General features: G+C 38.7%; 18 protein-coding genes. 12 read left to right on the forward strand and 6 right to left on the reverse strand.

Annotated features, from left to right (window positions below; genetic code table 11):
• Nucleotides 1-56 precede the first annotated feature (56 nt).
• From ACYVFA_RS24555 to ACYVFA_RS24580, 6 genes are all read left to right on the forward strand, one after another.
• The gene (locus tag ACYVFA_RS24555) at nt 57-1,412 is read left to right on the forward strand and encodes an alpha-L-fucosidase (RefSeq protein WP_460474504.1); all 1,356 of its coding nucleotides are present in this window, start codon (nt 57-59) and stop codon (nt 1,410-1,412) included.
• Between the two features lie 42 nt (nt 1,413-1,454).
• Nucleotides 1,455-1,937 carry a RidA family protein gene (locus ACYVFA_RS24560; protein ID WP_460474505.1) on the forward strand — a complete coding sequence of 161 codons (483 nt, stop codon included), beginning with the start codon at nt 1,455-1,457 and terminating at the stop codon, nt 1,935-1,937.
• A 97-nt stretch (nt 1,938-2,034) separates the two neighbouring features.
• Nucleotides 2,035-3,105, forward strand: a complete 1,071-nt coding sequence (locus tag ACYVFA_RS24565; protein WP_460474506.1) for a dipeptidase — start codon at nt 2,035-2,037, stop codon at nt 3,103-3,105.
• A gap of 287 nt (nt 3,106-3,392) precedes the next feature.
• A complete protein-coding gene (locus ACYVFA_RS24570) occupies nt 3,393-5,651 on the forward strand; it encodes a glycoside hydrolase family 20 protein (protein WP_460474507.1) in 2,259 nt (752 codons plus the stop codon).
• Between the two features lie 170 nt (nt 5,652-5,821).
• Entirely contained in the window at nt 5,822-6,256 is a 435-nt protein-coding gene (locus tag ACYVFA_RS24575; RefSeq protein ID WP_460474508.1) for an SRPBCC family protein, read from the forward strand.
• A gap of 157 nt (nt 6,257-6,413) precedes the next feature.
• Nucleotides 6,414-7,544, forward strand: a complete 1,131-nt coding sequence (locus ACYVFA_RS24580) for an FG-GAP repeat domain-containing protein (protein ID WP_460474509.1) — start codon at nt 6,414-6,416, stop codon at nt 7,542-7,544.
• Nucleotides 7,545-7,578: 34 nt separating this feature from the next.
• On the opposite strand, the gene ACYVFA_RS24585 is transcribed toward ACYVFA_RS24580, so the two are convergent.
• Entirely contained in the window at nt 7,579-7,953 is a 375-nt protein-coding gene (locus tag ACYVFA_RS24585) for a hypothetical protein (RefSeq protein WP_460474510.1), read from the reverse strand.
• A gap of 210 nt (nt 7,954-8,163) precedes the next feature.
• Between ACYVFA_RS24585 and ACYVFA_RS24590 the strand changes: the two genes are divergently transcribed.
• Nucleotides 8,164-9,039, forward strand: coding sequence for a DMT family transporter (locus ACYVFA_RS24590; protein WP_460474511.1), 876 nt, complete (start codon nt 8,164-8,166; stop codon nt 9,037-9,039).
• A 239-nt stretch (nt 9,040-9,278) separates the two neighbouring features.
• Entirely contained in the window at nt 9,279-11,465 is a 2,187-nt protein-coding gene (locus ACYVFA_RS24595; protein ID WP_460474512.1) for a S9 family peptidase, read from the forward strand.
• A 50-nt stretch (nt 11,466-11,515) separates the two neighbouring features.
• Here the strand turns inward: ACYVFA_RS24595 and ACYVFA_RS24600 are convergent, their stop codons facing one another.
• Nucleotides 11,516-13,258 carry a glycosyltransferase family 39 protein gene (locus ACYVFA_RS24600; RefSeq protein ID WP_460474513.1) on the reverse strand — a complete coding sequence of 581 codons (1,743 nt, stop codon included), beginning with the start codon at nt 13,256-13,258 and terminating at the stop codon, nt 11,516-11,518.
• A gap of 15 nt (nt 13,259-13,273) precedes the next feature.
• Nucleotides 13,274-13,942, reverse strand: coding sequence for a ribulose-phosphate 3-epimerase (gene rpe / locus ACYVFA_RS24605; protein ID WP_460474514.1), 669 nt, complete (start codon nt 13,940-13,942; stop codon nt 13,274-13,276).
• 168 nt (nt 13,943-14,110) lie between these two features.
• Between rpe and ACYVFA_RS24610 the strand changes: the two genes are divergently transcribed.
• Together ACYVFA_RS24610 and chrA are read left to right on the forward strand one after the other, a co-directional pair.
• The gene (locus ACYVFA_RS24610) at nt 14,111-15,067 is read left to right on the forward strand and encodes an isopenicillin N synthase family dioxygenase (RefSeq protein WP_460474515.1); all 957 of its coding nucleotides are present in this window, start codon (nt 14,111-14,113) and stop codon (nt 15,065-15,067) included.
• A gap of 98 nt (nt 15,068-15,165) precedes the next feature.
• Nucleotides 15,166-16,347, forward strand: a complete 1,182-nt coding sequence (chrA, locus tag ACYVFA_RS24615) for a chromate transporter (RefSeq protein WP_460474516.1) — start codon at nt 15,166-15,168, stop codon at nt 16,345-16,347.
• Nucleotides 16,348-16,373: 26 nt separating this feature from the next.
• Here the strand turns inward: chrA and ACYVFA_RS24620 are convergent, their stop codons facing one another.
• Nucleotides 16,374-16,862, reverse strand: coding sequence for a hypothetical protein (locus tag ACYVFA_RS24620; protein ID WP_460474517.1), 489 nt, complete (start codon nt 16,860-16,862; stop codon nt 16,374-16,376).
• Nucleotides 16,863-17,170: 308 nt separating this feature from the next.
• Here ACYVFA_RS24620 and ACYVFA_RS24625 point away from each other — a divergent pair, with 308 nt between their 5' ends.
• Nucleotides 17,171-18,148, forward strand: a complete 978-nt coding sequence (locus tag ACYVFA_RS24625; protein ID WP_460474518.1) for a DUF4382 domain-containing protein — start codon at nt 17,171-17,173, stop codon at nt 18,146-18,148.
• A gap of 161 nt (nt 18,149-18,309) precedes the next feature.
• Here ACYVFA_RS24625 and ACYVFA_RS24630 read toward each other — a convergent pair whose 3' ends face one another.
• Nucleotides 18,310-19,743: a sensor histidine kinase gene (locus tag ACYVFA_RS24630; protein ID WP_460474519.1), complete on the reverse strand. Its 1,434-nt coding sequence runs from the start codon at nt 19,741-19,743 to the stop codon at nt 18,310-18,312.
• 296 nt (nt 19,744-20,039) lie between these two features.
• Between ACYVFA_RS24630 and ACYVFA_RS24635 the strand changes: the two genes are divergently transcribed.
• A complete protein-coding gene (locus tag ACYVFA_RS24635; RefSeq protein ID WP_460474520.1) occupies nt 20,040-21,005 on the forward strand; it encodes a hypothetical protein in 966 nt (321 codons plus the stop codon).
• A gap of 87 nt (nt 21,006-21,092) precedes the next feature.
• Here ACYVFA_RS24635 and ACYVFA_RS24640 read toward each other — a convergent pair whose 3' ends face one another.
• Nucleotides 21,093-22,754: an acyl-CoA synthetase family protein gene (locus ACYVFA_RS24640; protein WP_460474521.1), complete on the reverse strand. Its 1,662-nt coding sequence runs from the start codon at nt 22,752-22,754 to the stop codon at nt 21,093-21,095.
• Between the last annotated feature and the right edge of the window lie 50 nt (nt 22,755-22,804).

Here is a 22,804-nt window from a genome sequence, read left to right on the forward strand (position 1 = left end):
TTCATCTTTCAAAAATTAAACAACGGGTCAACAACTGGTTGTTTAAAAGAAAATCAATGGTTTCTAAAAGAATTCTTATTGTTCTACTCATCAGCTGCTTTTCGGCAGTAGCACAAAAGCCTCAGACTAATAATAAACCAGAGCGCATCGTGTGGTTTCAGGATTTAGCCTTTGGTATGTTTATTCACTGGAATGTAGATGTTACGCTTGGTGCAGTGATTAGCCACTCGCTGGCAGGGGCTTCTCACGAATACGTTGAAAAGTATATTCAGGAATTACCCCAGTATTTTAATCCTGATAAATTTACGCCTGCTAAATGGGCGAAATTAGCCAAACTGGCAGGCATGAAATATGTGGTTTTCACGACCAAACACCACTCCGGTTTTTGTATGTTCGATACAAAAACTACGCCTTTTAACGTAATGAACACGCCTTATGGCAAAGATATTACGAAAGAGTTGATAGATGCTTTCAGAAAAGAAGGCATTGCCATTGGATTGTACTTTTCGCCGGAAGATTTTTATTTCTTCCACAAGAATAATATCCAGATTGGTCGATTACAATTACCCGAACACTTTCCCGCGAATAATCCGAAATTGATGGATTATGATAAACAACAACTGAAAGAATTACTGACTAGTTACGGCAAAATAGACATTTTGTTTATTGACGGGCCGGGTGATGGATTAAGAGAATATGCCTGGAGTCTGAATCCTGACTTGGTAATTACCCGTGATATAATGACTACGCCAGAGCAAAATACACCTGATGAACCATTGCCACGACCTTGGGAGGCTTGCTATACGATGGGCACTGACTGGCAATATAAACCTACTAACGACCCACACAAAACAGGAACTGAGATTATTAACATGCTTACCGAAATCAGGTCTAAGGGAGGGAATTTCTTGTTGAATATAGGGCCTAAGCAAGACGGTGAGATTCAGATTGAGCAAGAATCCTTATTACAAGAAGTGGCTCTGTGGAATTTTGCCAATGCCGAGGCTATTCAGAAAGTAAAGCCTTTGCCGGTAATCAGAGAAGATAATGTATGGTACACGCAGTCGAACGATGAAAAGTATATTTATGCCATTGTTCAAAGAAAAAATGCCGACGATTGGAAATATGGTTCAAGAAGAAACTTAGTACTGACCCATATAGAGGGAAATGCCAATACCAAAGTTAGTATTCTGGGCTATAAGAGCGAATTGGTAGAGTACAGAAAAGGATTGGATGCCCAGACTTATACAGCGGCTACGCCTATAGGCTTAGTAGTAAGTGCGGTAAATGGGCAACGTTTTTATACCAATAATCAATGGCCGAACTCTGTAGTTTTAAAAATTGAAGGAGCAAAATTCAGAAAACTGAATACGCCTCAAGTAACGCAAAGCAACGCCGCCGGCGCCAAGTAACAATAAGCAATTTAACAAAACGTAATAAAAGTAACAATCAAAATGAGCGTATTAGAAATTATCAGTGCAGAAGAAGCATTCGCCACACTTAATCTTTCATTGCCACCAGCTCCAGCACCATTGGGTGTTTACAAACCATACTTGATTGATGGGAAATATTTATACTTGTCGGGTCATGGGCCTGTGCAAGATGATAAAAGCCTGATCATTGGTAGAATCGGAGAAGATTTGACCATAGAAGAAGGCAAACTGGCTGCACGTCAGGTTGGTTTGACCATGCTATCAACTATCAAGACCCATCTAGGTAGCCTTGACCGTGTAAAAAGAGTTATTAAAGTATTGGGTATGGTAAACTGTACGCCTGACTTCGAGCGCCATCCATATATAATTAATGGTTGTAGCGAGCTTTTTGCAGAGGTTTGGGGAACAGAAAATGGAATAGGCGTGAGAAGTGCCGTTGGAATGGGGTCGCTGCCAGATAATATTCCTGTAGAGGTTGAAGCGTTGTTTGAACTTCACGATTAAAATATAGACTTACATTATCAAGTGTCGTTTGAGAATTTCTCGAACGACACTTTAGTAATAGATACTTTCGTTTCATTTTTTTAGAATAAATTCATTTATGTTTATAATTGATGCACATCTCGACCTTAGTATGAATGCTATGGAATGGAATCGGGATTTAAGGTTGACAGTTGATGAAGTGCGTGCCAGAGAGGTGGGTATGACCGATAAACCTGACCGTGCGAAAGGTACAGTTACTTTTCCGGCTTTGAGAAAAGGGAATATTGGTTTGGTAGTGGCAACACAGATTGCAAGATTTGTGAAACCTGATAGTTCGCTGCCCGGTTGGCTTTCTCCAGAGCAGGCGTGGTCTCAAACGCAGGGACAGCTTGCCTGGTATAAAAGCATGGAGGAATGTGGCGAAATGACCCAAATCCACAACCTTGAAACGCTTGAAAAACACCTGCAACTCTGGAATGATGGAACGCCTAACGATAAAAAGCCCATAGGATATATTCTGAGTCTGGAAGGTGCTGATTCGTTAGTGACCATCAATCACGTAGAACGTGCCTATCAATATGGATTGAGAGCTATTGGACCAGCGCATTATGGGCCGGGCAGATATGCACAAGGCACTGATGCCACCGGATTTATGGGGCAGGCGGGGCAGGCTTTGTTGAATGAAATGGAGCGTTTGGGGATTATTTTAGATGCTACGCATTTGTGTGATGATAGTTTCTGGGAAGCTATGGAGCATTTTAACGGGGCGGTTTGGGCAAGTCATAATTTATGCAGAAGTTTGGTAAATCATAACCGACAATTCAGCGACGAGCAAATTAAAGAGTTGATTAGCCGCGATGCAGTAATTGGTGGAGCATTAGATGCCTGGATGATGGTGCCAAATTGGGTAAGGGGTACTTCTACGCCAAAGGGTATGAACTGTAATCTGGCTGTAATGGTTGACCACCTTGATCATATTTGCCAATTAGCAGGCAATGCTTTGCACGTAGGCATTGGCTCTGACTTAGATGGGGCTTTTGGTTTAGAACAAAGTCCTTATGATTTAGATACCATTACAGATTTACAGAAAGTCACGGCGATTCTTGAACAAAGAGGGTATTCTTCAACAGATATTGAAAATATTATGCATGGCAATTGGTTGAGGTTTTTGAGGAAGAATTGGAAGTGAGTATTTTGATTTTAAGAGTTTAAGAAATAAGCGTTTTTTTAATTAAAATCCATTATTGTAGAGACGACATGCTGGCGTCTCCTAGGGCCTCTCCAATTCAGAAAATGCAGTTTTAGGATAAAAACAATGGATAATTTATTAATAGTCATAGACCCTTAGAGACGCCAGCATGTCGTCTCTACAACAATGGTTACATTTAGAGAATGTTTATTTTTTGAAATCTAATTACCATATCTGACAAAATAGGTAAATTATTATTCGATAAAGGCATTTTAACGTACAACATTATGCTAAAAAGAATCTTGCTCATGTGCTGTATTTGTGTTTACAACTCTTTGGTTGTAGCGCAACAATCATTGGCCATTATTCCTAAACCTGTTTCGATTAGCTATCAGACAGGTTTCTTTGTGATTAATAAGCAAACTACTATCTCCGCTTCAAATAAGATTGATGCAAACGCTCAGTTTTTGCAGTTGGCATTAAAAGGTATTCAACCTTATCGTTTTACTATTGTAGATAAGCAGTTACAAGCAATTGTATTGCAAACAGATTCAGTTAAGGTAGGTAAAAAAGAGGGGTATATCCTTACTGTGAACCCAAACCAGATATCAATTATCGGGCATGATGATGCCGGGGTATTTTATGGTATTCAGACGCTAATCCAATTGGCTGTGCAATCGACTAAAATCCCTTCGTGTACTATAGAAGATTATCCCAGATTTTCATATCGGGGCTTGCATTTAGATGTTGGGCGCAATATGTTTCCTTTGTCTTTTCTCAAAAAATACATTGATTTACTGTCATCCTATAAACTCAATACTTTTCATTGGCATTTAACTGACGACCAGGGATGGCGTATTGAAATAAAGAAATATCCTCGTTTACAGAGTGTTGCGGCCTACAGAAAAGAAACCATTATAGGGCATAAGAAAGACTCTCCGCATCGGTTCGATGGTAAATCGTATGGTGGCTATTATACCCAAACCGAAGTAAAAGAATTGGTGAAATATGCTGCCCAAAAGCATGTAACCATTATACCAGAAATAGAAATGCCTGGCCATGCATCTGCTGCGCTGGCTGCTTATCCGGCATTAGGGTGTCTGCAAAAAGGGTATCAGACCGCTACTTTCTGGGGCGTGTTTGATGAAGTTTTTTGTGCAGGCAATGATGATACATTTTTGTTTTTGCAGGATGTAATAGACGAAATGTTGCCCTTGTTTCCTTCAAAATATATTCATATCGGAGGTGATGAGTGTCCTAAAGTGCGTTGGAAAGCTTGTCCAAAGTGCCAGAAACGCATGAAAGACCAGGGCCTGGCAGATGAGCATGAATTGCAAAGCTATTTCATCAGGCGAATGGAGAAATATCTGAATGCAAAGGGGCGTGAAATTATTGGTTGGGATGAGATTCTGGAAGGTGGCTTAAGTCCGAAAGCAACAGTAATGAGTTGGCGCGGAGAAGCCGGTGGAATTGCCGCTGCTCAGCAAAAACACGAAGTGATTATGACACCAGAAAGTCATGTATACTTAGACTATTATCAGTCGCTTCAGGCATTAGAGCCTACTGCTGCTACCGGATATACCCCTTTAGCAAAAGTGTATAGTTACGAACCCCACAGCAAAGACTTGCAGACAGATTATTATCCATATATTAAGGGTGTTCAGGCAAACGTCTGGACAGAATATATGCCTACACCTGCACAAGTAGAGTATATGACTTTTCCGAGAGCACTGGCCATGGCAGAAATTGGGTGGACACCTGCGAATTTGAGAAGTTATGACGATTTTTTGATTAGGTTACGTCAGAATGAGCGATTCTTAAAGCATAAAAAAGTAAATTACTTTAATCGCTATGAAGAGTTGAATTCTACTATTCAGATGGAGAAATCCGGTAAAAGTGTCGTTTATCTTTCTACAACTTTGCCCGATGCAAAGATTCACTATACGTTAAATGGTAAGAATCCAACATTGAAAGACGTGGAATTTAAGGGGCAATTGACAATTGAGAAAAGCGCAAATCTTAAAGCGCAATTATTTGCCGGCGCCAAACCTTATGGTAAGGTTTTAGAACAAAATTTTCAATTTCACAAAGCCATTGCCCGAAAAGGCAGCTTAGTCAATCAGCCGAAAGGTGGTTACAATCCTGCCACTCCATTTGCGTTAGGAAATGCTTTGTTTGGTAATAGCAGATACAATAATGGCCAATGGGTAGGATTTAGTGGAGAAGATTTTGAAGCTGTAGTTGATCTGGATAGTGTTCAGACTATTTCTCAAATCGGAATAAACATACTTAAATATCATTGGCAACGCATGTGGGAGCCAGATGTTTTGGTTTTTTCAATTTCTGAAAATGGCACTCATTTCACAGAAGTGTATCGCACAAAAGACTTCCCTGCAAACGGAATTAATCAAGTAAGGGCAAAACTTACCCCAACCAAAGTGCGTTTTGTAAAGGTTTTCGCAAAAAACAAAGGCATTATCCCCGAAGCAGAATACGGCGCAGGCGGAAAGGCCTGGTTGTTGGTGGATGAGATTTTAGTGGATTAAGTACGGGTTCTGCTTTTAACAAAACATTTATTTTGCGCAATTTCAACATTACTCAATTAAGCTACGCCTACGCTCTATAATTACTATTCTTTCTTTTTATTCTTTTACAAAGGCACGTTATTTTAGCCTGAATCACCAGAGTCTGATTCACAACTAAATGACGAAGAATTATGAAAGAATTTATTGTTAAAAGAAAGACCATTTTAAAGGCAAGTCCTGCCGAGGTATGGGATGCATTGACCAACCCCGAAAAAACAAAGAAATACTTTTTTCATTGCAAAGTTTTTTCTGATTGGGAAGTAGGCAGTACTATCACCTTTGTTGGAAGAATATTTCTGATTAAGAAAATAGAAATGAAAGGCACAATCCTGGAAATTATCCCTGAAAAATTGCTGAAATATAGTCTGGATAATGCCAGTAATAAAGAGGGGAACTCAAGCTTTTCGGTAGTAACCGATACTCTGAGTTATGAAGACGGCAAAACCACATTGATTGTTACTGACGATGTTGGGCAGGGAGTAGGCGCAGAAGAAAGATTCAAGAAATCGCAGAAAGGATGGACAAAAATTATTAAAGGTTTGCGGGCTTTGATTCATAAGAAGTAATAGAAACTTTGGATAGAATTGGAGCGAGGTCTCGATAGCATGAGTGGACAGGAGACTTTCAGCAATATTTTCTTTATATTAGCCGGAGTATTGCGAAAAATACTTATTTATTCAACCTGTCATTCAATCCTTAACACAAACCTATTTCAACCCATCTATGAAATACCTCATTTGCTTTTTTTGTATCGTACAGTGGGCTTATGCGCAGCAAGGGCCTTTGAAATTCCGTCGTCAGCAAATAGCTGCAGAGTCCTTCGAAACTGCCGGCGTATTTGATGTAGATAAAGACGGAAATCTTGACATTGTTTCAGGGTCTTACTGGTATAAAGGCCCGGCTTTTATTGATCGTTTTTTTATTGCCGAAGCCAAACGCCATGGAGAATATTGGGACGATTTTGCTACCTTACCTATGGATGTAAATGGAGATGGGAACATGGATTTTATCAGCGGAGGCTGGTTTGGTAATAATGTACGTTGGTACGAAAATCCGGGGAATACTAATGCCTGGAAAGAGCATATCGTAGGAGAAGGGATAAAAAATGTAGAGGGAATAAGGCTTTTTGATGTAGATGGTGATGGAGAAGATGAAATAGTGCCAAATAATCTCGGGAACCCTTTGATTTATTATAAGGCTAAAAAAGATGCTTCAGGTAAAAAAACAGGCGAATTTGATAAAATTCAGGTTTTTGAAAAACATGGTCATGGCTTAGGTTTCGGTGATATTAATAGTGATGGCCGTGGCGATTTTGTCATATCAAATGGCTGGCTTGAAGCGCCTGCCGACAGAAAAAATGGCAAATGGATTTTGCATGAAGAGTTCAAAATGGGTGATATGGGCTTACCCGCCATTGTAGCAGATGTAAACAAAGACGGCAAAAGTGATATAATTGTTGGACAAGGACATGGCTATGGCCTTGACTGGTATGAACAACAAGCCAACGGAATTTGGAAAAAGCACCCGATTGACCCCTTTAATTCTCAGTTTCATGAGCTGAAATGGGTAGATTTAGACGGAGACCAGCAACCTGAACTGGTTACAGGAAAAAGATACCGTGCACATGATAGCAAAGATCCTGGCGGAAAAGATGACATCGGTTTATACTATTATCAATGGAATGGTGAGTCATTTACAAAGCAAGTAATTGCTTTTGGTCCATTGGGTATTGGCAAAGGAACGGGCAATTATTTCTCAATAGCCGATGTAGATAAATCAGGTACGCCTGACATTATTGTGGGAGGAAAAGATGGTCTGTCTGTCTTTTATAACGAAGGGAAGGTCAAGTATTAATACCTGACCTTCCCTTGATGATTGTAATGTTGAATCATGGTTCGAAGATTAGTCTTTCATCTTTTTCAACTACCGGAATTTCTTTGACAAAATCATCGTAACCTGCTTCATTTTCGTGGGTACTATACGCGCCATAAGCATCTATGGTATAGCCTGTATGCCCGTCTTTGGATTCAATGATATACAAAATTGATGACTCAGAAGGACTTGATTCTCCTTCAAAACGATAAGTTTTGATGATTTTCAGGTCTTCTGGTTCATAATACTCTTCAGAATCAGATATACAGAAACCTTTGTCTGTCCAATGGAATTCTTTATCAATTCCTTTTTTTCTTAATTTTTCCAATATGCTCACTAATGTGGTCATATCAGTACTTTTGTCTGAATATTCTTTTTTCGGTGTTTCCATAGCTATTATATTTAATACCTATGCATATACAATTACTATTCCCTCTTTAGTCTCAACAAAAATGGCCTGATATACGCTGGAAATGTGCTATAAAATACACATCTGCCTCGGGAGTGTAGAAAATTTTACCAAACCGAACCAATTAATGAGGGCTTGTGTATTTTATAATGTACAGTTCTGTATTCTACACATTTTTGATTCGACATATTCATGCGTCTTACTTATCTGAAACTGGTTGCGACGGTCTTTTTTTGGGGTTCAAATTTTGCAGCCGGAAAAATAGCTGTACAATCATTCGGGCCATACTCAACAGCCTTTCTGCGATTTACTGTTGGGGCTTCTTTATTGATGCTTATGTTGTATAAGCAAGAAAGTAGAATCCCAAAAATCAGTACAAATCAATGGAAATGGGCAATTATATCTGGCATATTGGGTGTGGTTTTGTATAATATCAGTTTTTTTATAGGTATTCAATATATGCCAACTGTCAGGGCTTCGCTGATAGTGGCTTTTTCTCCTATTACCATTACCGTAGGAAGCGCCATTTTCTATGGTGAAAAAGTAACGCTACTCAAATGGTTAGGGATTCTTATCTCAATTGCAGGGGCAATGCTGGTAATTGTGAGAGGTGATTTCGGTAATCTATTAGCACAAAGTACATGGGGGATAGGGGAGTGGTTTATTCTGGGAGCCGTGCTATCATGGACTGCTTATACCTTGACGGCCAAACTGGCTTTGAAAGCCATGCCTGCGCTTACTTTAAGTGCCTTTTCGGCTTTTATTGGTTGCGTGCTACTATTCATCCCTGCCTGGCAGCATGGGCTTTTTGAGCGCATGGCTACGGCTACCTGGCAATCTTATGCAGCTGTAATTTATATGGGAGCCGCCGCTACAGCTTTAGGTTTTATCTGGTATTATGATGCCGTTCGATTGATAGGTGTTACCAAATCGGCTATTATTGGTAACCTTACGCCTGTTTTTGCAGTATTGATTGCCGTAAGTTTTTTAGGCGAAAGACTTACTATTCCTACTATTATTGGAGGAGTATTGGTGCTTTTGGGTATTTTGCTTACGAGTCGGAAATAAAATGACAAGGCTGTTTTTATTTTATGGACTTGTTTTAATATCACCCATAATGGGTTAGATGCTGATAAAAGTTTAAGCGATAAATTGCACTTTAATTTTCTAAACTAAATTTTTAACGTCACTGAGTTTTTGTCGATATAATAACTATAATAGTCAAATTCCGCTGGCAAAATTGTCAGAACTGACTCTTTTTTCTTATTTTGTGACAAATACTCCAATCAATCTTCATTTATCAGACTATGTTCAGAAAACTCTTATGCCTTTATGCCCTATTGCTGGCTTTAGGTGCTAATGCTCAACCCGGCCGTTCTTCTAAATGGACAAAAGATGGCAATGGGTATTATTCAGCCGAACAACAACAGATTATTAAGTTCGATCTTGCAACGCAACAAGCCAATGTAGTGGTAAGTAAAGATTTATTAACGCCTAAAGGAAGTACAACTCCTTTGGCAGTAAAAGATTTCAGCTTTACCGATGACCAGAAGAAACTATTGATATTTACGAATACTCAACGTGTATGGCGCTATGAAACCAGAGGAGATTATTGGGTATTAGATTTAGCTACTAAAGCATTAAAGAAACTGGGTGCCTCTTTGCCTGAATCATCATTAATGTTTGCCAAGATTTCGCCTGATGGTAAAAAGGCAGCCTATGTAAGCAAGAATAATGTTTATGTTGAAGATTTGGCAACGGGCAAACCGAAAGTATTGACTTCTACCAATAATACTAAGAAACTCATCAACGGAACTTTTGATTGGGTATATGAAGAAGAATTTGGTTGCAGAGACGGTTTTCGTTGGAGTCCGGATAGCAAAACGATTGCTTACTGGCAGATAGATGCCAATACCATTCGGGACTTTTATATGATTAATAATACGGACTCTACCTATTCCTTTGTAGTGCCTGTTGAATATCCGAAAGTGGGAGAATCTCCGTCGGCTTGTAAAGTAGGTGTGGTAGATGTAGCAACGGCCAAAACTATCTGGATGAAAGTGCCGGGCGATAGCCGTCAGAATTATATTCCTCGTATGGAATGGGCAGGAAATTCAAATGAATTGATTCTGCAACAACTGAACCGCAAGCAGAATCATAGTAAATTGATGTATGCCAATGCTAAAACCGGTGCGGTAAATACGATTTATGAAGAAACAGACGAAGCATGGGTAGATATCCGTTCACGCTGGACAGATGATAATCCGGCAGGATGGGAATGGTTGAGCGGAGGTAAAGAGTTTGTCTGGGTAAGTGAAAAAGATGGTTGGAGACACTTGTTCCGTGTATCAAGAGACGGAAAAAGCGAGAAATTAATTACAAAAGGCAATTATGATGTAATCGCACCTGAACAGATAGATGAAGCAACAGGCTATGTATATTTTACAGCATCTCCTGCCAATGCTACACAAAAATACTTATATAAAGCCAGATTAGATGGCTCAAGTGAGGCAGAAAGAGTATCACCTGCTATTGAAGAAGGAACACACGATTACCAGATTTCTCCGAATGGCAAATATGCCTATCATAATTTTTCTAATTATTATACGCCTCCGGCCGCGGAATGGGTAAGTTTGCCTAACCACCAGCCTTTGGATGAGAAAGATGATATTGCAAAAAAGATAGACCCGGCTAAAAAGAAAAATTCAAACGTAGAGTTTTTTAAAGTTACTACTGAAGATGGTGTAGAAATGGATGGCTGGATGGCCAAGCCAAAAAACTTTGACCCATCTAAAAAATACCCGATTGTATTTACAGTATATAGCGAACCGGCTGCACAAACAGTAATAGACCGCTTTGGTGTTGGGCGCAACGGCCTTTATAAAGGGAATATGGCAGAGGATGGCTATATCTATCTATCTCTTGATAATAGGGGAACACCAGCACCCAAAGGAAGAGCCTGGAGAAAATCTATCTACCGCAAAGTCGGTTTGATTAATACCCGTGATCAGGCAATGGCTGCTAAGAAAATTCTGGAATGGCCGTATGTAGATAGTGAGCGCGTTGCAGTGCATGGTTGGAGTGGGGGAGGTTCTTGTACGTTGAACCTGATGTTCCAATTCCCTGAAATCTACAAAACAGGGATTGCGGTAGCAGCCGTAGGAAATCAATTAGAATACGATAATATTTATCAGGAGCGCTATATGGGCTTACCGCAGGAGAATAAAGAAGATTTTCTGAAAGGTTCGCCTATTACTTATGCTAAAAATCTGAAAGGAAACTTATTGTATATTCATGGGACGGGTGATGATAATGTGCATTACCAGAATGCAGAATTATTATTGAATGAATTGATTAAACATAACCGTCAGTTTCAGTTTATGCCTTATCCAAATCGTTCGCATGGTATTTATGAAGGAGAGGGAACAAGAGCCCACCTGAATACCTTGTTTACCAATTATCTGAAACAATATTGCCCGCCTGGAGCGAAATAATAGAAATCTCAATAAAAAATCCCTTGAACACTCAAGGGATTTTTTATTGATTAATATCTGTATTTTGTCCCTTGCAAATCAAAAATTAATACCTCTCTACCATCAGCTTTTTTGAGTATAATCTTATTTGGCTCTGCCGGATTCACCCTTTGAATAATCTGGGAATCTTTTGGTAGATAGAAATTTGTTAACTGTGCATCAACCACTGAATATTGTGGCGTGCCTTGTCCACCTGGAGTAGTGTCTTTGAAGGAGCAGTAAATTACCGTATCACCTTTGGCATAAAGGTTCTGAATTTTATTGGCAGCTAAGGTATAAGGATTCTTTTGTCTGGGCTCAGGAAAACTCATAAAATAACGAGGTGGGTTATCCTGCCAGATACTCTGGATAATTTCGCCAATTAAATACAATTGCACTCCCAAAAGCGGCAAAAGAATAAGTTTTATATTCGATTGCATCTGCCATATTTGTCTGATTAACAGGGCTATCAGAATGATACCAAAGGCATAAGAATAACCTATGTATCTTGGGATAATCCTGAACGTGTTCCCATCTTGCCAGGAAAAAAGGATTAAGAATACAAATGGCAGGAATACTAATAATAGTAAGAAAACCAATAGGGGATTATCAGGCTTTTTAAAGGTCTTACGGATATAATTGAGTAAAATACCAATCAGAATGATATTGAGTGAAAGTACTAAAAATTGCAGTTTTGCTGTAGAATAAAGTAAGAGAGATACAGCTATTAAGACACTTGCAGCCAGCACTTTTAACCTATCTGATGAAACCCACTTAAAACACGCAAATCCAATCATAGGGCTAATAATAGAGATGAGTGTATTTTTTATGCCTGATAAGTGTAAATAAAGCCCTTCGCTACTAATGAAATCTGACGAAACCACATGGCGTAATTGCTTGAATATATTAGGCAAGGTAGCAAGTGACAGATATTCGTCAGGCGAAGTTTTTGCCAGATAATTATAAACTTTTACGCTATTTTGCACATAATCAAATAACCATTGTCCTCCTTCTGATTTTAACCAGGCGATAATTCCCGCTGCCGGAATCAACATAGCCAGACTTAAGCCAATCCATACCCTCAATTGTCTGACATACAATAAAACGTATAAACCATGAATCAGGAAAAGAGGAAAAGCTGAGATATGGCATAACTCACAAGCCAATACTGACAATCCGTAGTAAAGGTAATAGATGATAGTTTTTTGCTTGTTTTTCTCTCTTTGAATAATCAGCAAGAATAAATGCGTAGCTAGCAATGCAAAGAAAAATAGCATGGCATAATTGCGTGCTACCTGCGAATAATTGATATAGAAGGGAGAAATGGCCGACAGGAAAGCTGCTAAAAGCGCTAGTTTTTCAGATTGAAAATGCGTTTTGACAAAGACAAAAATCAGAACAACAGTCAACAAATTAAATAGCAAAGATAGCACTCTCAGATTAGCATCTTCAAGGCCGAAAATCTTTGCCCAGTAATGGAGTGTATAAGTATATAGAGCACCATTTCCGGTATCAACACGGGCGATAGAGTCAAAAAAATCGTAGATATTTTTCTCTGCCCAGAATTCCTGAGGTGTGAAATATGGACTATCCGGCTTTCTGACAGAATTCCGTTGATTATTGCCCTCATAACTCACAAACTGGCTTACAAACAGAGAATACTTTTCATCTCCGGCAAGCCCATGCGTACCTATATTATGGAAACGTAAAAAAAAAGCAAGCACCAGAATACTTGCTAATAGAATATAAGTAGATAATTTACTAAGGCTTGGCATAAGGTTTCAGGCGAATCAGAGACCCGCCTCACAAATATTTTTTAAGTCCAGAATGGTTTGTGTCGGATTCTCCGAGTTAAATACAAAACTACCCGCTACCAAAGCATCGGCACCTGCTTCTACCAATGCCCTTGCATTGCTGGTAGTTACCCCTCCGTCTATCTCAATCATAGTGTTTAATCCTCGTTCATCTGCCATTTTGCGAACTTTTCTTACTTTTTCGTACGTATGTTCGATAAACTTCTGTCCACCAAAGCCCGGATTTACAGACATGATTAACACTAAATCAATATCGTGCAAAATATCTTCCAATACATTCACTGGTGTATGTGGGTTAAGGGCTACTCCTGCTTTGCACCCTAAATCTTTGATTTGTTGCAGATTTCTGTGTAAATGCGGGCAAGCCTCATAATGGATGGTTATGATTTCAGCACCTAGTTTTTTGAACGTCTCAACATATCTTTCAGGCTGAACAATCATTAAATGTACATCTAAAGGCTTGGTAGCATGGCATTGAATGGCTTGTAATACGGGCATACCAAACGAAATATTCGGCACAAATACACCATCCATAATATCAATATGAAACCAGTCTGCTGCCGAATGATTCAGCATTTCGGAGTCTCTTTGTAAATTGGCAAAATCGGCCGCCAGAACTGAAGGGGCAATAATCGTATTTTTCATGATACAAAGGTAGAGGATTTTCATCAAAAAATGCCCTGATAAGAAAAGACTATTTGCCGGCCTCTTTCAATAATTCTATCCTTTTATCTGTTTTTTATGATAAAGCTCATCAAATTTTTTAATTTAGACGCTGAAAAATCCTTAATTTTGCCAAAAAAACTTCATCTCATGGAACAAGCATTGCTTGACGAAATACCGTCATTGGATTTAGCAGATTTTACCTCGGGCGATCCTGAGCGTAAAGCTAAATTTGTACAAGATATTGGTAAAGCCTTTAACAATATTGGTTTTGTAGCCATCAAAAACCACGGACTTTCGGAAGAACTAAGAGGAAAGCTTTACGAAGCCGTACAGAAATTCTTCTATCAGGCCGACGATTTAAAGAAAAAATATGAGTTCCCTGAAATGGCAGGGCAAAGAGGATATGTAGGAAAAGGAAAAGAAACAGCCAAAGGACATAACCGACCTGACTTAAAGGAGTTCTATCATGTGGGGCAGCCGGAACCGGAAGAAGGAATGTACAAAAATGTTTTTCCGACAGAAGTACCCGAATTTGAAAAATATACTGTCGAAGTTTACAAAACCTTTGAAAATACCGGAAAAACACTTCTAAGAGCCATTGCTCTTTATTTAGAGCTTCCTGAAGATTATTTTGAGAATAAAGTAAAAGGCGGAGATAGCATTTTAAGAGCCCTGCATTACTTTCCAATCGAGAATCCTGATGCTTTACCGGAAGGTTCAGTTCGCGCCGCTGCCCATGGAGATATTAATCTGATTACCTTATTGATGGGGGCATCAGCCGAAGGTCTGGAAGTACTACGTTTAGATGGCAAGTGGATTCCTGTAACAGCATTGCCCGACCAGATTATCATCAATGTAGGTGATATGCTCGACCGCCTGACGAACCACAAACTGAAATCTACTATCCACCAGGTAGTGAACCCGCCACGTGAGAAAATGAAAAATTCTCGCTTCTCTATTCCATTCTTTATGCACGCCCGTCCGGAAACGGATTTAACTTGTCTGGATAGTTGCATTGATGTAAACAACCCTCGTCGCTATGAGAATATGACTGCAGGTGAGTTTCTTGATGAGAGATTGCGAGAGTTGGGCTTGAAAAAATAGCTGTTCGTAATCAATAAATTGCGTGTAGCACAGAAAATCTGGTTTTTCTGTGCTATATTGAGTTTCTTTACTCACACAAAAACTATCGTGTAGATTTGATGCGAAAAACCCGCCAGATTCGATATATCATTTTTTTGAAAGATGTCATGATTCTTGCACTAACCTGCTTCGGTGGGCCGCAAGTGCATTTAACCATGTTTCTGGAAAGGTTTGTAAAAAAAAGAAATTATCTTACCGAGGCTGAATTATTAGAACTGCAAGCACTTTGTCAGATTCTACCTGGGCCTACTTCTACACAGACCATTACTGCACTGGGTTTTCGCTTGGGCGGAGCTAGTCTGGCCTATCTCACACTTCTTATCTGGATATTACCCGGTGCAATTCTGATGACGCTGGCTGCCTTAGGCATTACCTATATAGAAAAGAGTCAGTTGGCAAGCCTTACCAGATTTATTAAACCTATGGGAGTTGCCTTTATTATGTTTGCCGCTTTTTCTATAGGTATGAAGGTTATCAAAACACAAGTAAGTGTTTTATTGATGATTATTGCCGCTATTGCCGGATACTTTTTCCCTTCTCCCTATATTACACCGATCTGGATTCTTTTAGGAGGACTTGCCACCGCATTGAAATTTGGCGAACAGGAAAAAATGCAGAAAGAACCTATCAGAATCGAATGGGGAAATTTCTTTTTATGGTTGAGCGTATTACTTTTCTCAGCAGGGTTGGGGGCTGTAACCCACTCTCTACCTATACGCTTATTCGAAAACTTTTATCGAAATGGAAGCCTGACCTTTGGAGGAGGGCATATTCTTAAACCTTTACTTTATAATGAATTTGTAAAATTCAAGCATTATTTATCGGCTGATGAGTTTCTGTCAGGGTTGGCTATCGTTGAAGTAGCTCCAGGACCTGTTTTTTCTATTTCTTCGTTTGTAGGTACACTTTCTATGCGTGATTGGGGTATTAGTGGCGAACTACTAGGAAGTTTTGTAGCTACGATGGGCATTTTTCTGCCTGGTACTTTTCTGATATTCTTTGTGATACGTTTCTGGGATCAGCTAAAAAAATATCGAGGTATCAGAGCTTCTCTGGAAGGCATAAATGCCGCCAGTACTGGCCTTACGGCCGCGGCGGCATTCTCTCTGTTTCAACCTATGTATGTGGATTTAGTATCGGTCATGACTATTGTCCTGACGTTTGTTTTGTTACAAACACGTTTAGTGCCTGTATATTTAATTATACTTGGTGGTTTATTCATGGGCTGGGCAAGTGCCTGATCGTGGTTGTGAAAGCCCGAAAATCTTTATTTGATAGCAAAGCGTGCCGTTACGGCTACATCGTCAAGCCAAAGCCCTTGGTAGCCAATCAGATTTATGGCGGGTTTCCAGTCAAGACTCAGGTTAAGTGGAATTTCCTTAAATGTATATTCTAAGCCTAGTATTCCGTCTCCACCAATTACTGTATACGCATTTGGATTATCAAACCATGGGTTTCCATATCTTGGCCCATCTCTCCAGAAACCTATATGTCCACCAACGCCATAATACCAACGCCATCCGGCAGTTTTAAAAGCTGGTGCGTGAATCTGATATAAGCCAGTGATATTGATACCTTTCCAGCGCGTATATACAATACCTTCTACCGATTTTTTCTGAGTCATATTATATTTTATACTCAAACCATACCCATAGTTCAGTCTGACACCTACACCTACTTTATAGGCATGTTGGGCAGAAGCTCTTACACCTAAAAAACTCAAAACAACTGATAATAAAAATATCTTACGCATCATAAAAACGGTTAACCAATTAAGAATTATGGATTTAAGAAAGTCTTGTTTTCGTATATAAACGTTAAAATCCTGTTCCATTCCTTATTCCACTGATTATTAGCCTACCGAAATGTCACTTTTGTAGAAATTTTGTTGAATCATGGGGAGGAAAATCTACATTTCTCTTTAACAAATGGTAGTATATATATTGGTATATAGTTTTAGCTATATTATTAGCTAATCTTGTCAGAACTTTATAAAAGTGGTGTATATACGTATGAAACAGACTTGTACCTTTCAGTTTATTTTTTCACTAATTCCTGATTATTATGAAAGTTTCAAGAATGTTTTTTAGTACAGTGCTTATTGGTTCATTAGGTTTTTTTCAGATGTCTTGCGATGATTCTACCAATGATCCAGATCCTAATTCAACCAGCGGAACATTAAAAATTAGTATTACCGATTCACCAATTGATTCTCCTGATGTAAAAGCGGCTTTTGTTACAGTAACCGAAATAAAAGTCGACGGAAAAACATTTGAAGGTTTTAAAGGCCCTAAAACCGTAAACCTGTTAGAATTACAAAATGGTAATGCATTGAGCCTTGGTGAAGGTAGTTTTAATACCGGAACTTTTAATAAAATAAGTCTGGTATTAGATTATGAAAAAGACCAGTCGGGTACAGTACCGGGCTGCTATATACAGAAGGCAGACAATACCAAGCAGAAATTAATGTTAACAGGTAGTACTCAAAACTCAATAGATTTAACTACTAAGGAGTTTATCGTAAAAGAAGGCACTGCCACAGATATTGTTCTTGACTTTGATTTGCGGAAAGCTATTAAGAGTGAAACTTCAGGTAGCCAGACCACTTATTCATTTGTAAATTATAGTGAACTACAATCATCCATCCGCATGGTAGAACGAATCTCAGCGGGTAATATAGCTGGTAAAATAGATAATTATAATGCCACAACCATGGGCAACGTAGTAGTATATGTATACAAGAAAGGTACTTTCAATCAGGCTACTGAAACCCAAGGGCAAGGAGATAGCAAGATTCAGTTCAAAAATGCTATTACGAGTGCCAGAGTAGATGCCAACGGGAATTTCAAGGCGGCATTTCTGGAGCAAGGTGACTATGAAGTGCATTGTGCCTCTTATAATAAGCCAACCGGAGGTTTGTTCGGGTTGATAGCTTTGTTGAATCTGACTAGTAAAAACAGTATTGATTTATTGAGTATTCCTGTAAAATCAAGTACTGATGTCAGTTTATCAATCTCTGCAAGTCTGGTGTTAAGTTTTTAAGCAAAGCCTATTTATTCTTATTTATATAAAATAGCCATGAAAAGAAGTGTGTTGTATCAAACACATTTAAATTTGAAGTAGAATTGTTTTACATACACATTGGGCCGCTTTTAGCGGCCTTTTGTGATTTACAAGGATTCTAATTAATAAAATACTATGTATTACACCGAAAGTAATTTCTGTATCTGATTTGCATTTACCAAGTTTGGTACCTTAGGAAAGAAAAGATGAAATTTGGCACCTTTGTCCAACTCACCTTCGGCAAAGATAAAACCATTGTGATTGCCCATGACACGCTTGCAGATAGCTAATCCAATCCCTGTTCCTTCGTAATCTTGCCGGCCATGCAGGCGTTGAAAAATTACAAAAATCTTCTCGGCATAATCGCGCTCAAATCCTATTCCGTTATCCTGAAAACAGAGATGGTAAAAAGTACTTTCTTCTCTGATACCCTCAATGAAGAAAATATCTTTTCCTGACATTTCTTCCGAAGTAATTTCAATCATAGGCGCTATGCCTTTTTTAGTAAACTTGAGGGAGTTACTTAGCAGATTATAAAAGAGTTGTTTTAATTGAAACGAAAATCCTAAAATAAGGGGTAGTTCTTCTGTAATAATTCTAGCCTTCTTTTCATCGATAGAGATTGAAATGTCACTTTCTACTTCTTCTAAAATGGCATTCAGATCAACTACCTCAAAATCCTGGCCTCTATGATTAACCGTGCGAGAGAAAGTCAATAAATCATCAATCAATAATTGCATTCGCTGGGCTGATTTCTCTATTTTATCAAGCGATTCCTGCCCATCCTGATTAAGTGATTGGTAATGTTTTTTCATGAGCATACTACTGAATGCCCGGATTTTTCGCAAGGGTTCTTTCAAATCATGCGAAGCTACATAGGCAAACTGCTCTAGTTCTGAATTAGAGCGTTGTAGTTTATCCACGTTATTTTCAAGCGCTTTCTGAAACTTGATACGCTTGCGAAGCTCATAGAAAAGAAAGCCGAATGAGGCAAATAAAAGCAGAACTGAAAAAGTAGAAAGCGCAATGATATAAGCAGGTAAATCCTTATCGTTGCTTATTTTTAAATTATATTTATTAGTCAGAATCTGTTTTTCGGTTAAGAGAAACAAGTTCATCGTATTCCTGATTTCGTCCATTTTGTCTTTATCCTCTCTGAGGTTTTCCGGACTGAAAGGTTGTTTGGCTCTGGCTAATTTTACGTTGGCATCAGTAATTTTAATTTTATCGGCAATCAGTTTTTTCAGATGAGTAAGCCTTGACATCTGCTTCTCATTGTGTTCAACTAAGTCTTCAAGGTCATTAATGATTTTCCCAACTACCCGATAGGCATCATAATAAGGATTCAGAAACACATTTCTTTGTGTAAGAAGATAACCCCGTTGCCCTGCTTCCATATCCTTCATCTTTGAGATTAACTCTTCTCCTTTCATCATTACCTGATAATTACGCTCAATATCCTGCATATAAGCCAATGTCTGATGCACTTTCAGGTACGAGATAATCGTAAGTATCAGCAAAAGGATAATACAGGAGATAAACGACAGCGTTACGTATCTGAACGGTTTACGCATAGATGACAATCGGTTTATGTAGCAATGTAATGTTGATTTATAGCCTTAAAAACGAAAAGTAACGAGATTTAGTCAGTCAAAGTTAAAAAATCTCTTGCTGATTATGAGATTAATCTTTATAAATTCTGACCTATAAAAAGAACTTAAGACCCAAAAACAAAGAGTTTGAGGAATATTTTCCCCAGCTTATTGGGCAAATATAAGTAAAAATTAAGGAAATAGTATATGGTATGGTTATTTTCTCTCTTTATGAAAAATTGCTTGGAATAGCTTTACACACACAAACATATAAGACTATGGCAGAGTTAACAGATTCACGAAAAAGAGCTTTTACCGGGGTATTGGTAGGAGCATTGGCAGTGGCCACTGCTTTCGGAGTATATCAGGCTTATCGCTCAAGTGAAATATCAGATGAACGTGATAGATTTACTATACAATCAGATTCATTGATGACAGTGAAGACAAATCTGGAGGATGAAATCAATGGACTAACGAAAGATTTGAATGACGAGCGCGATGACAACGCAGAATTGGTAAACAAAACTGAATATATTAACGGTTTATTGGCTGAAAAAGAGAAAATGGTATCAAGATTGAACCGGGAAACCGCCAATTTGAAGAAACAAGGTAAATCGAAAGATGAGCAGTTGACGATTCTGAACAATCAGATTATTGCTTTGAATGACGTAAAAGCCTTGATGGAAAGAAACCTGACTGATTTACAGGCTAATAATGCTACGCTGGTATCAGAAAATACAGAGTGGAAAGCGAAATATGACGAATTGAGGCTGCAAAGTGATGAACTGAATAACCACATTGCCTCTTTAAACAAGAAAGTAGATGACATTATATACGATTCACCAGCAGACAACTTTAGAGTAGAGGCACTCAAACCGAACTCAAAGGTAACAGCGAAGGCGAAAAAAGCTCATACACTTAAAGTTTCTTTTGTAGTGCCAGAAATGGTAAAGACAAGCACCGAAAGTATGCAAACATTGTATCTGACTATTCTGGACGATAAAAATGTCCCTATTAAAGGTGCTGAAAGAGAAGTGAGTGTGATGAAAGGAGAAAAGTTAATGCCTGTTGCTGTGCATGCCACTCAAACAGTAGATTTTTCGAAAAATCCACAGAATACGACTTTTATGTTTGATGTAAAAGAGAAATTGGAACCGGGTACTTATAAAGCAGCAGTTTACTCAAATAACGATTATTTAGGAACTGTAGAGTTTAAAGTAAGAAATAGCTTTTTATTCTTCTAAAAATTATCGCATTTGTATAAAGGGGTTAGTTTGCAAAAACTATCCCCTTTTGTTTTGTTTAGTTTATTGAGAAGCTGTGTAGGTAGTCTATTCCCAGACTACTGTTTCTTTTTTATTATACCAGGGCTCTAGCTGAGCCGCAAATTCTTTTTCAATATTTCCCCTTTTGATTTTCATGGTAGGGGTCAGCTTATTATTATCAACCGTCCAGGGTTCTTTCATAATAACTATCCTTTGTACCTTTTCATAAGGTTTCAAGGTTGGATTTATACCTTTCAGGGTTTCTTCCAGACTTTCGTTTACTTTTTGTTTAGCAGCAGTTTTAGCAAAATCAGATAATACCACTAACGCAATAGGCTGAGGTAAATTATTTCCAGCCACACATATCTGTTCAATAAAACTATTATTAGAGAAACCTACTTCAATTTGCGCAGGAGCTACGTATTCGCCTTTGGAGGTTTTATACATTTCTTTTACACGACCCGTTATTTTCAGATAACCTTCGTCATCAAGCTCACCTACGTCACCAGTATGTATCCAACCATCCGAATCAATCGTTTCAGCGGTCATTTGTGGTTCTTTATAATAACCTATCATATTCCATTCAGCGCGGGTACATATTTCATTAGTGCCGGGCATGAGTTTTATTTCCATGCCGGGGTACACTTTCCCGACTGTGCCGTCTTTCATTTTCTCACGGGGCATTATGCTCACGGCTCCTAAATTCTCAGTCATGCCATAAGCTTCCTGTATCACAATTCCCAGATTTCTGAACCATTCTAATAATGGGACAGGCATAGGCGCAGCGGCTGTCAGAATAATCACTGTATCGTTCAATCCCAGACCTTTACGGATTTTGGTTTTGATAAAACTATTTAGAAACGGAATTTTTAAAAGTAAATCTAATCGGTTTTGTGGTAGTTTTGACAGAATACCCAGCTGAAACTTTGTCCAGATACGAGGAACAGCCAGAAAGTGAGTAGGACGTGCTGTTGCCAGATTTTTTGCAAAACTCTCCAGTGTTTCAGCAAAATACACCGTTGCGCCACAGATAGTTGCTCCGGCTTCTATCACATTTCTTTCTGCGATATGTGATAAGGGAAGATAAGAAAAGAATCGGGCGTCAGGATAATTTAATTTCGTATGTTCACGGGTACTATAAACTCCTGATGCCACCGCCTTAAAAGTCAGCATTACTCCTTTAGGATTTCCTGTCGTGCCAGAGGTATAAATAATACTGAACAAATCGTCCATTTCAGGCAGATAATCTTCCTCTTGTGGTGCATGATTGTTCATTATCTCTTCCCATTGTACATGAGTAGATTGAGGATTATAAGTAGGAAATGAAATACGTGTAACTCCAGCCGGAATACCTTTATCAATACTTTTTACATCATCCAGTTTGCCAACAAAAATCACCTGACAACCACTATGCACCATTACCTGATTGATTTGCTCAGCCGTTAACGTAGCATAAAAAGGCACAGAAATATGCCCTGACATAAGAATCCCGAAGTCGGCAATAAGCCATTCTGCACAGTTTTTTGAAACTAATCCTATATTGCTTTTTGGAGGGAGATTCAGGGATTTCAGATAAGTAGCTATTTTGCGGGCTTGCTGGCCCACCTCTCTCCACGAAAAATCTTTATAAGTATCCCCAAATGGTTGCCGGAGATATATTTTATCGGGTTGATTTTTTTCCCGATAGTAAAAATACTCCAATAGGGTTTTATCAGGAGAGAGCTCCATAATAGTGTTTATATTAACAGGTATATCGATTATTCAAATCTTGATAAAAA

Source organism: Emticicia fontis (assembly GCF_054779675.1).

What these genes read in the sequence shown, in the direction of transcription:
- ACYVFA_RS24555 (WP_460474504.1), top strand. Translation starts at nt 57, where the DNA reads ATGGTTTCTAAAAGAATTCTTATTGTTCTACTCATCAGCTGCTTTTCG.
- ACYVFA_RS24560 (WP_460474505.1), top strand. Translation starts at nt 1,455, where the DNA reads ATGAGCGTATTAGAAATTATCAGTGCAGAAGAAGCATTCGCCACACTT.
- ACYVFA_RS24565 (WP_460474506.1), top strand. Translation starts at nt 2,035, where the DNA reads ATGTTTATAATTGATGCACATCTCGACCTTAGTATGAATGCTATGGAA.
- ACYVFA_RS24570 (WP_460474507.1), top strand. Translation starts at nt 3,393, where the DNA reads ATGCTAAAAAGAATCTTGCTCATGTGCTGTATTTGTGTTTACAACTCT.
- ACYVFA_RS24575 (WP_460474508.1), top strand. Translation starts at nt 5,822, where the DNA reads ATGAAAGAATTTATTGTTAAAAGAAAGACCATTTTAAAGGCAAGTCCT.
- ACYVFA_RS24580 (WP_460474509.1), top strand. Translation starts at nt 6,414, where the DNA reads ATGAAATACCTCATTTGCTTTTTTTGTATCGTACAGTGGGCTTATGCG.
- ACYVFA_RS24585 (WP_460474510.1), bottom strand. Translation starts at nt 7,953, where the DNA reads ATGGAAACACCGAAAAAAGAATATTCAGACAAAAGTACTGATATGACC.
- ACYVFA_RS24590 (WP_460474511.1), top strand. Translation starts at nt 8,164, where the DNA reads ATGCGTCTTACTTATCTGAAACTGGTTGCGACGGTCTTTTTTTGGGGT.
- ACYVFA_RS24595 (WP_460474512.1), top strand. Translation starts at nt 9,279, where the DNA reads ATGTTCAGAAAACTCTTATGCCTTTATGCCCTATTGCTGGCTTTAGGT.
- ACYVFA_RS24600 (WP_460474513.1), bottom strand. Translation starts at nt 13,258, where the DNA reads ATGCCAAGCCTTAGTAAATTATCTACTTATATTCTATTAGCAAGTATT.
- rpe (WP_460474514.1), bottom strand. Translation starts at nt 13,942, where the DNA reads ATGAAAAATACGATTATTGCCCCTTCAGTTCTGGCGGCCGATTTTGCC.
- ACYVFA_RS24610 (WP_460474515.1), top strand. Translation starts at nt 14,111, where the DNA reads ATGGAACAAGCATTGCTTGACGAAATACCGTCATTGGATTTAGCAGAT.
- chrA (WP_460474516.1), top strand. Translation starts at nt 15,166, where the DNA reads ATGCGAAAAACCCGCCAGATTCGATATATCATTTTTTTGAAAGATGTC.
- ACYVFA_RS24620 (WP_460474517.1), bottom strand. Translation starts at nt 16,862, where the DNA reads ATGATGCGTAAGATATTTTTATTATCAGTTGTTTTGAGTTTTTTAGGT.
- ACYVFA_RS24625 (WP_460474518.1), top strand. Translation starts at nt 17,171, where the DNA reads ATGAAAGTTTCAAGAATGTTTTTTAGTACAGTGCTTATTGGTTCATTA.
- ACYVFA_RS24630 (WP_460474519.1), bottom strand. Translation starts at nt 19,743, where the DNA reads ATGCGTAAACCGTTCAGATACGTAACGCTGTCGTTTATCTCCTGTATT.
- ACYVFA_RS24635 (WP_460474520.1), top strand. Translation starts at nt 20,040, where the DNA reads ATGGCAGAGTTAACAGATTCACGAAAAAGAGCTTTTACCGGGGTATTG.
- ACYVFA_RS24640 (WP_460474521.1), bottom strand. Translation starts at nt 22,754, where the DNA reads ATGGAGCTCTCTCCTGATAAAACCCTATTGGAGTATTTTTACTATCGG.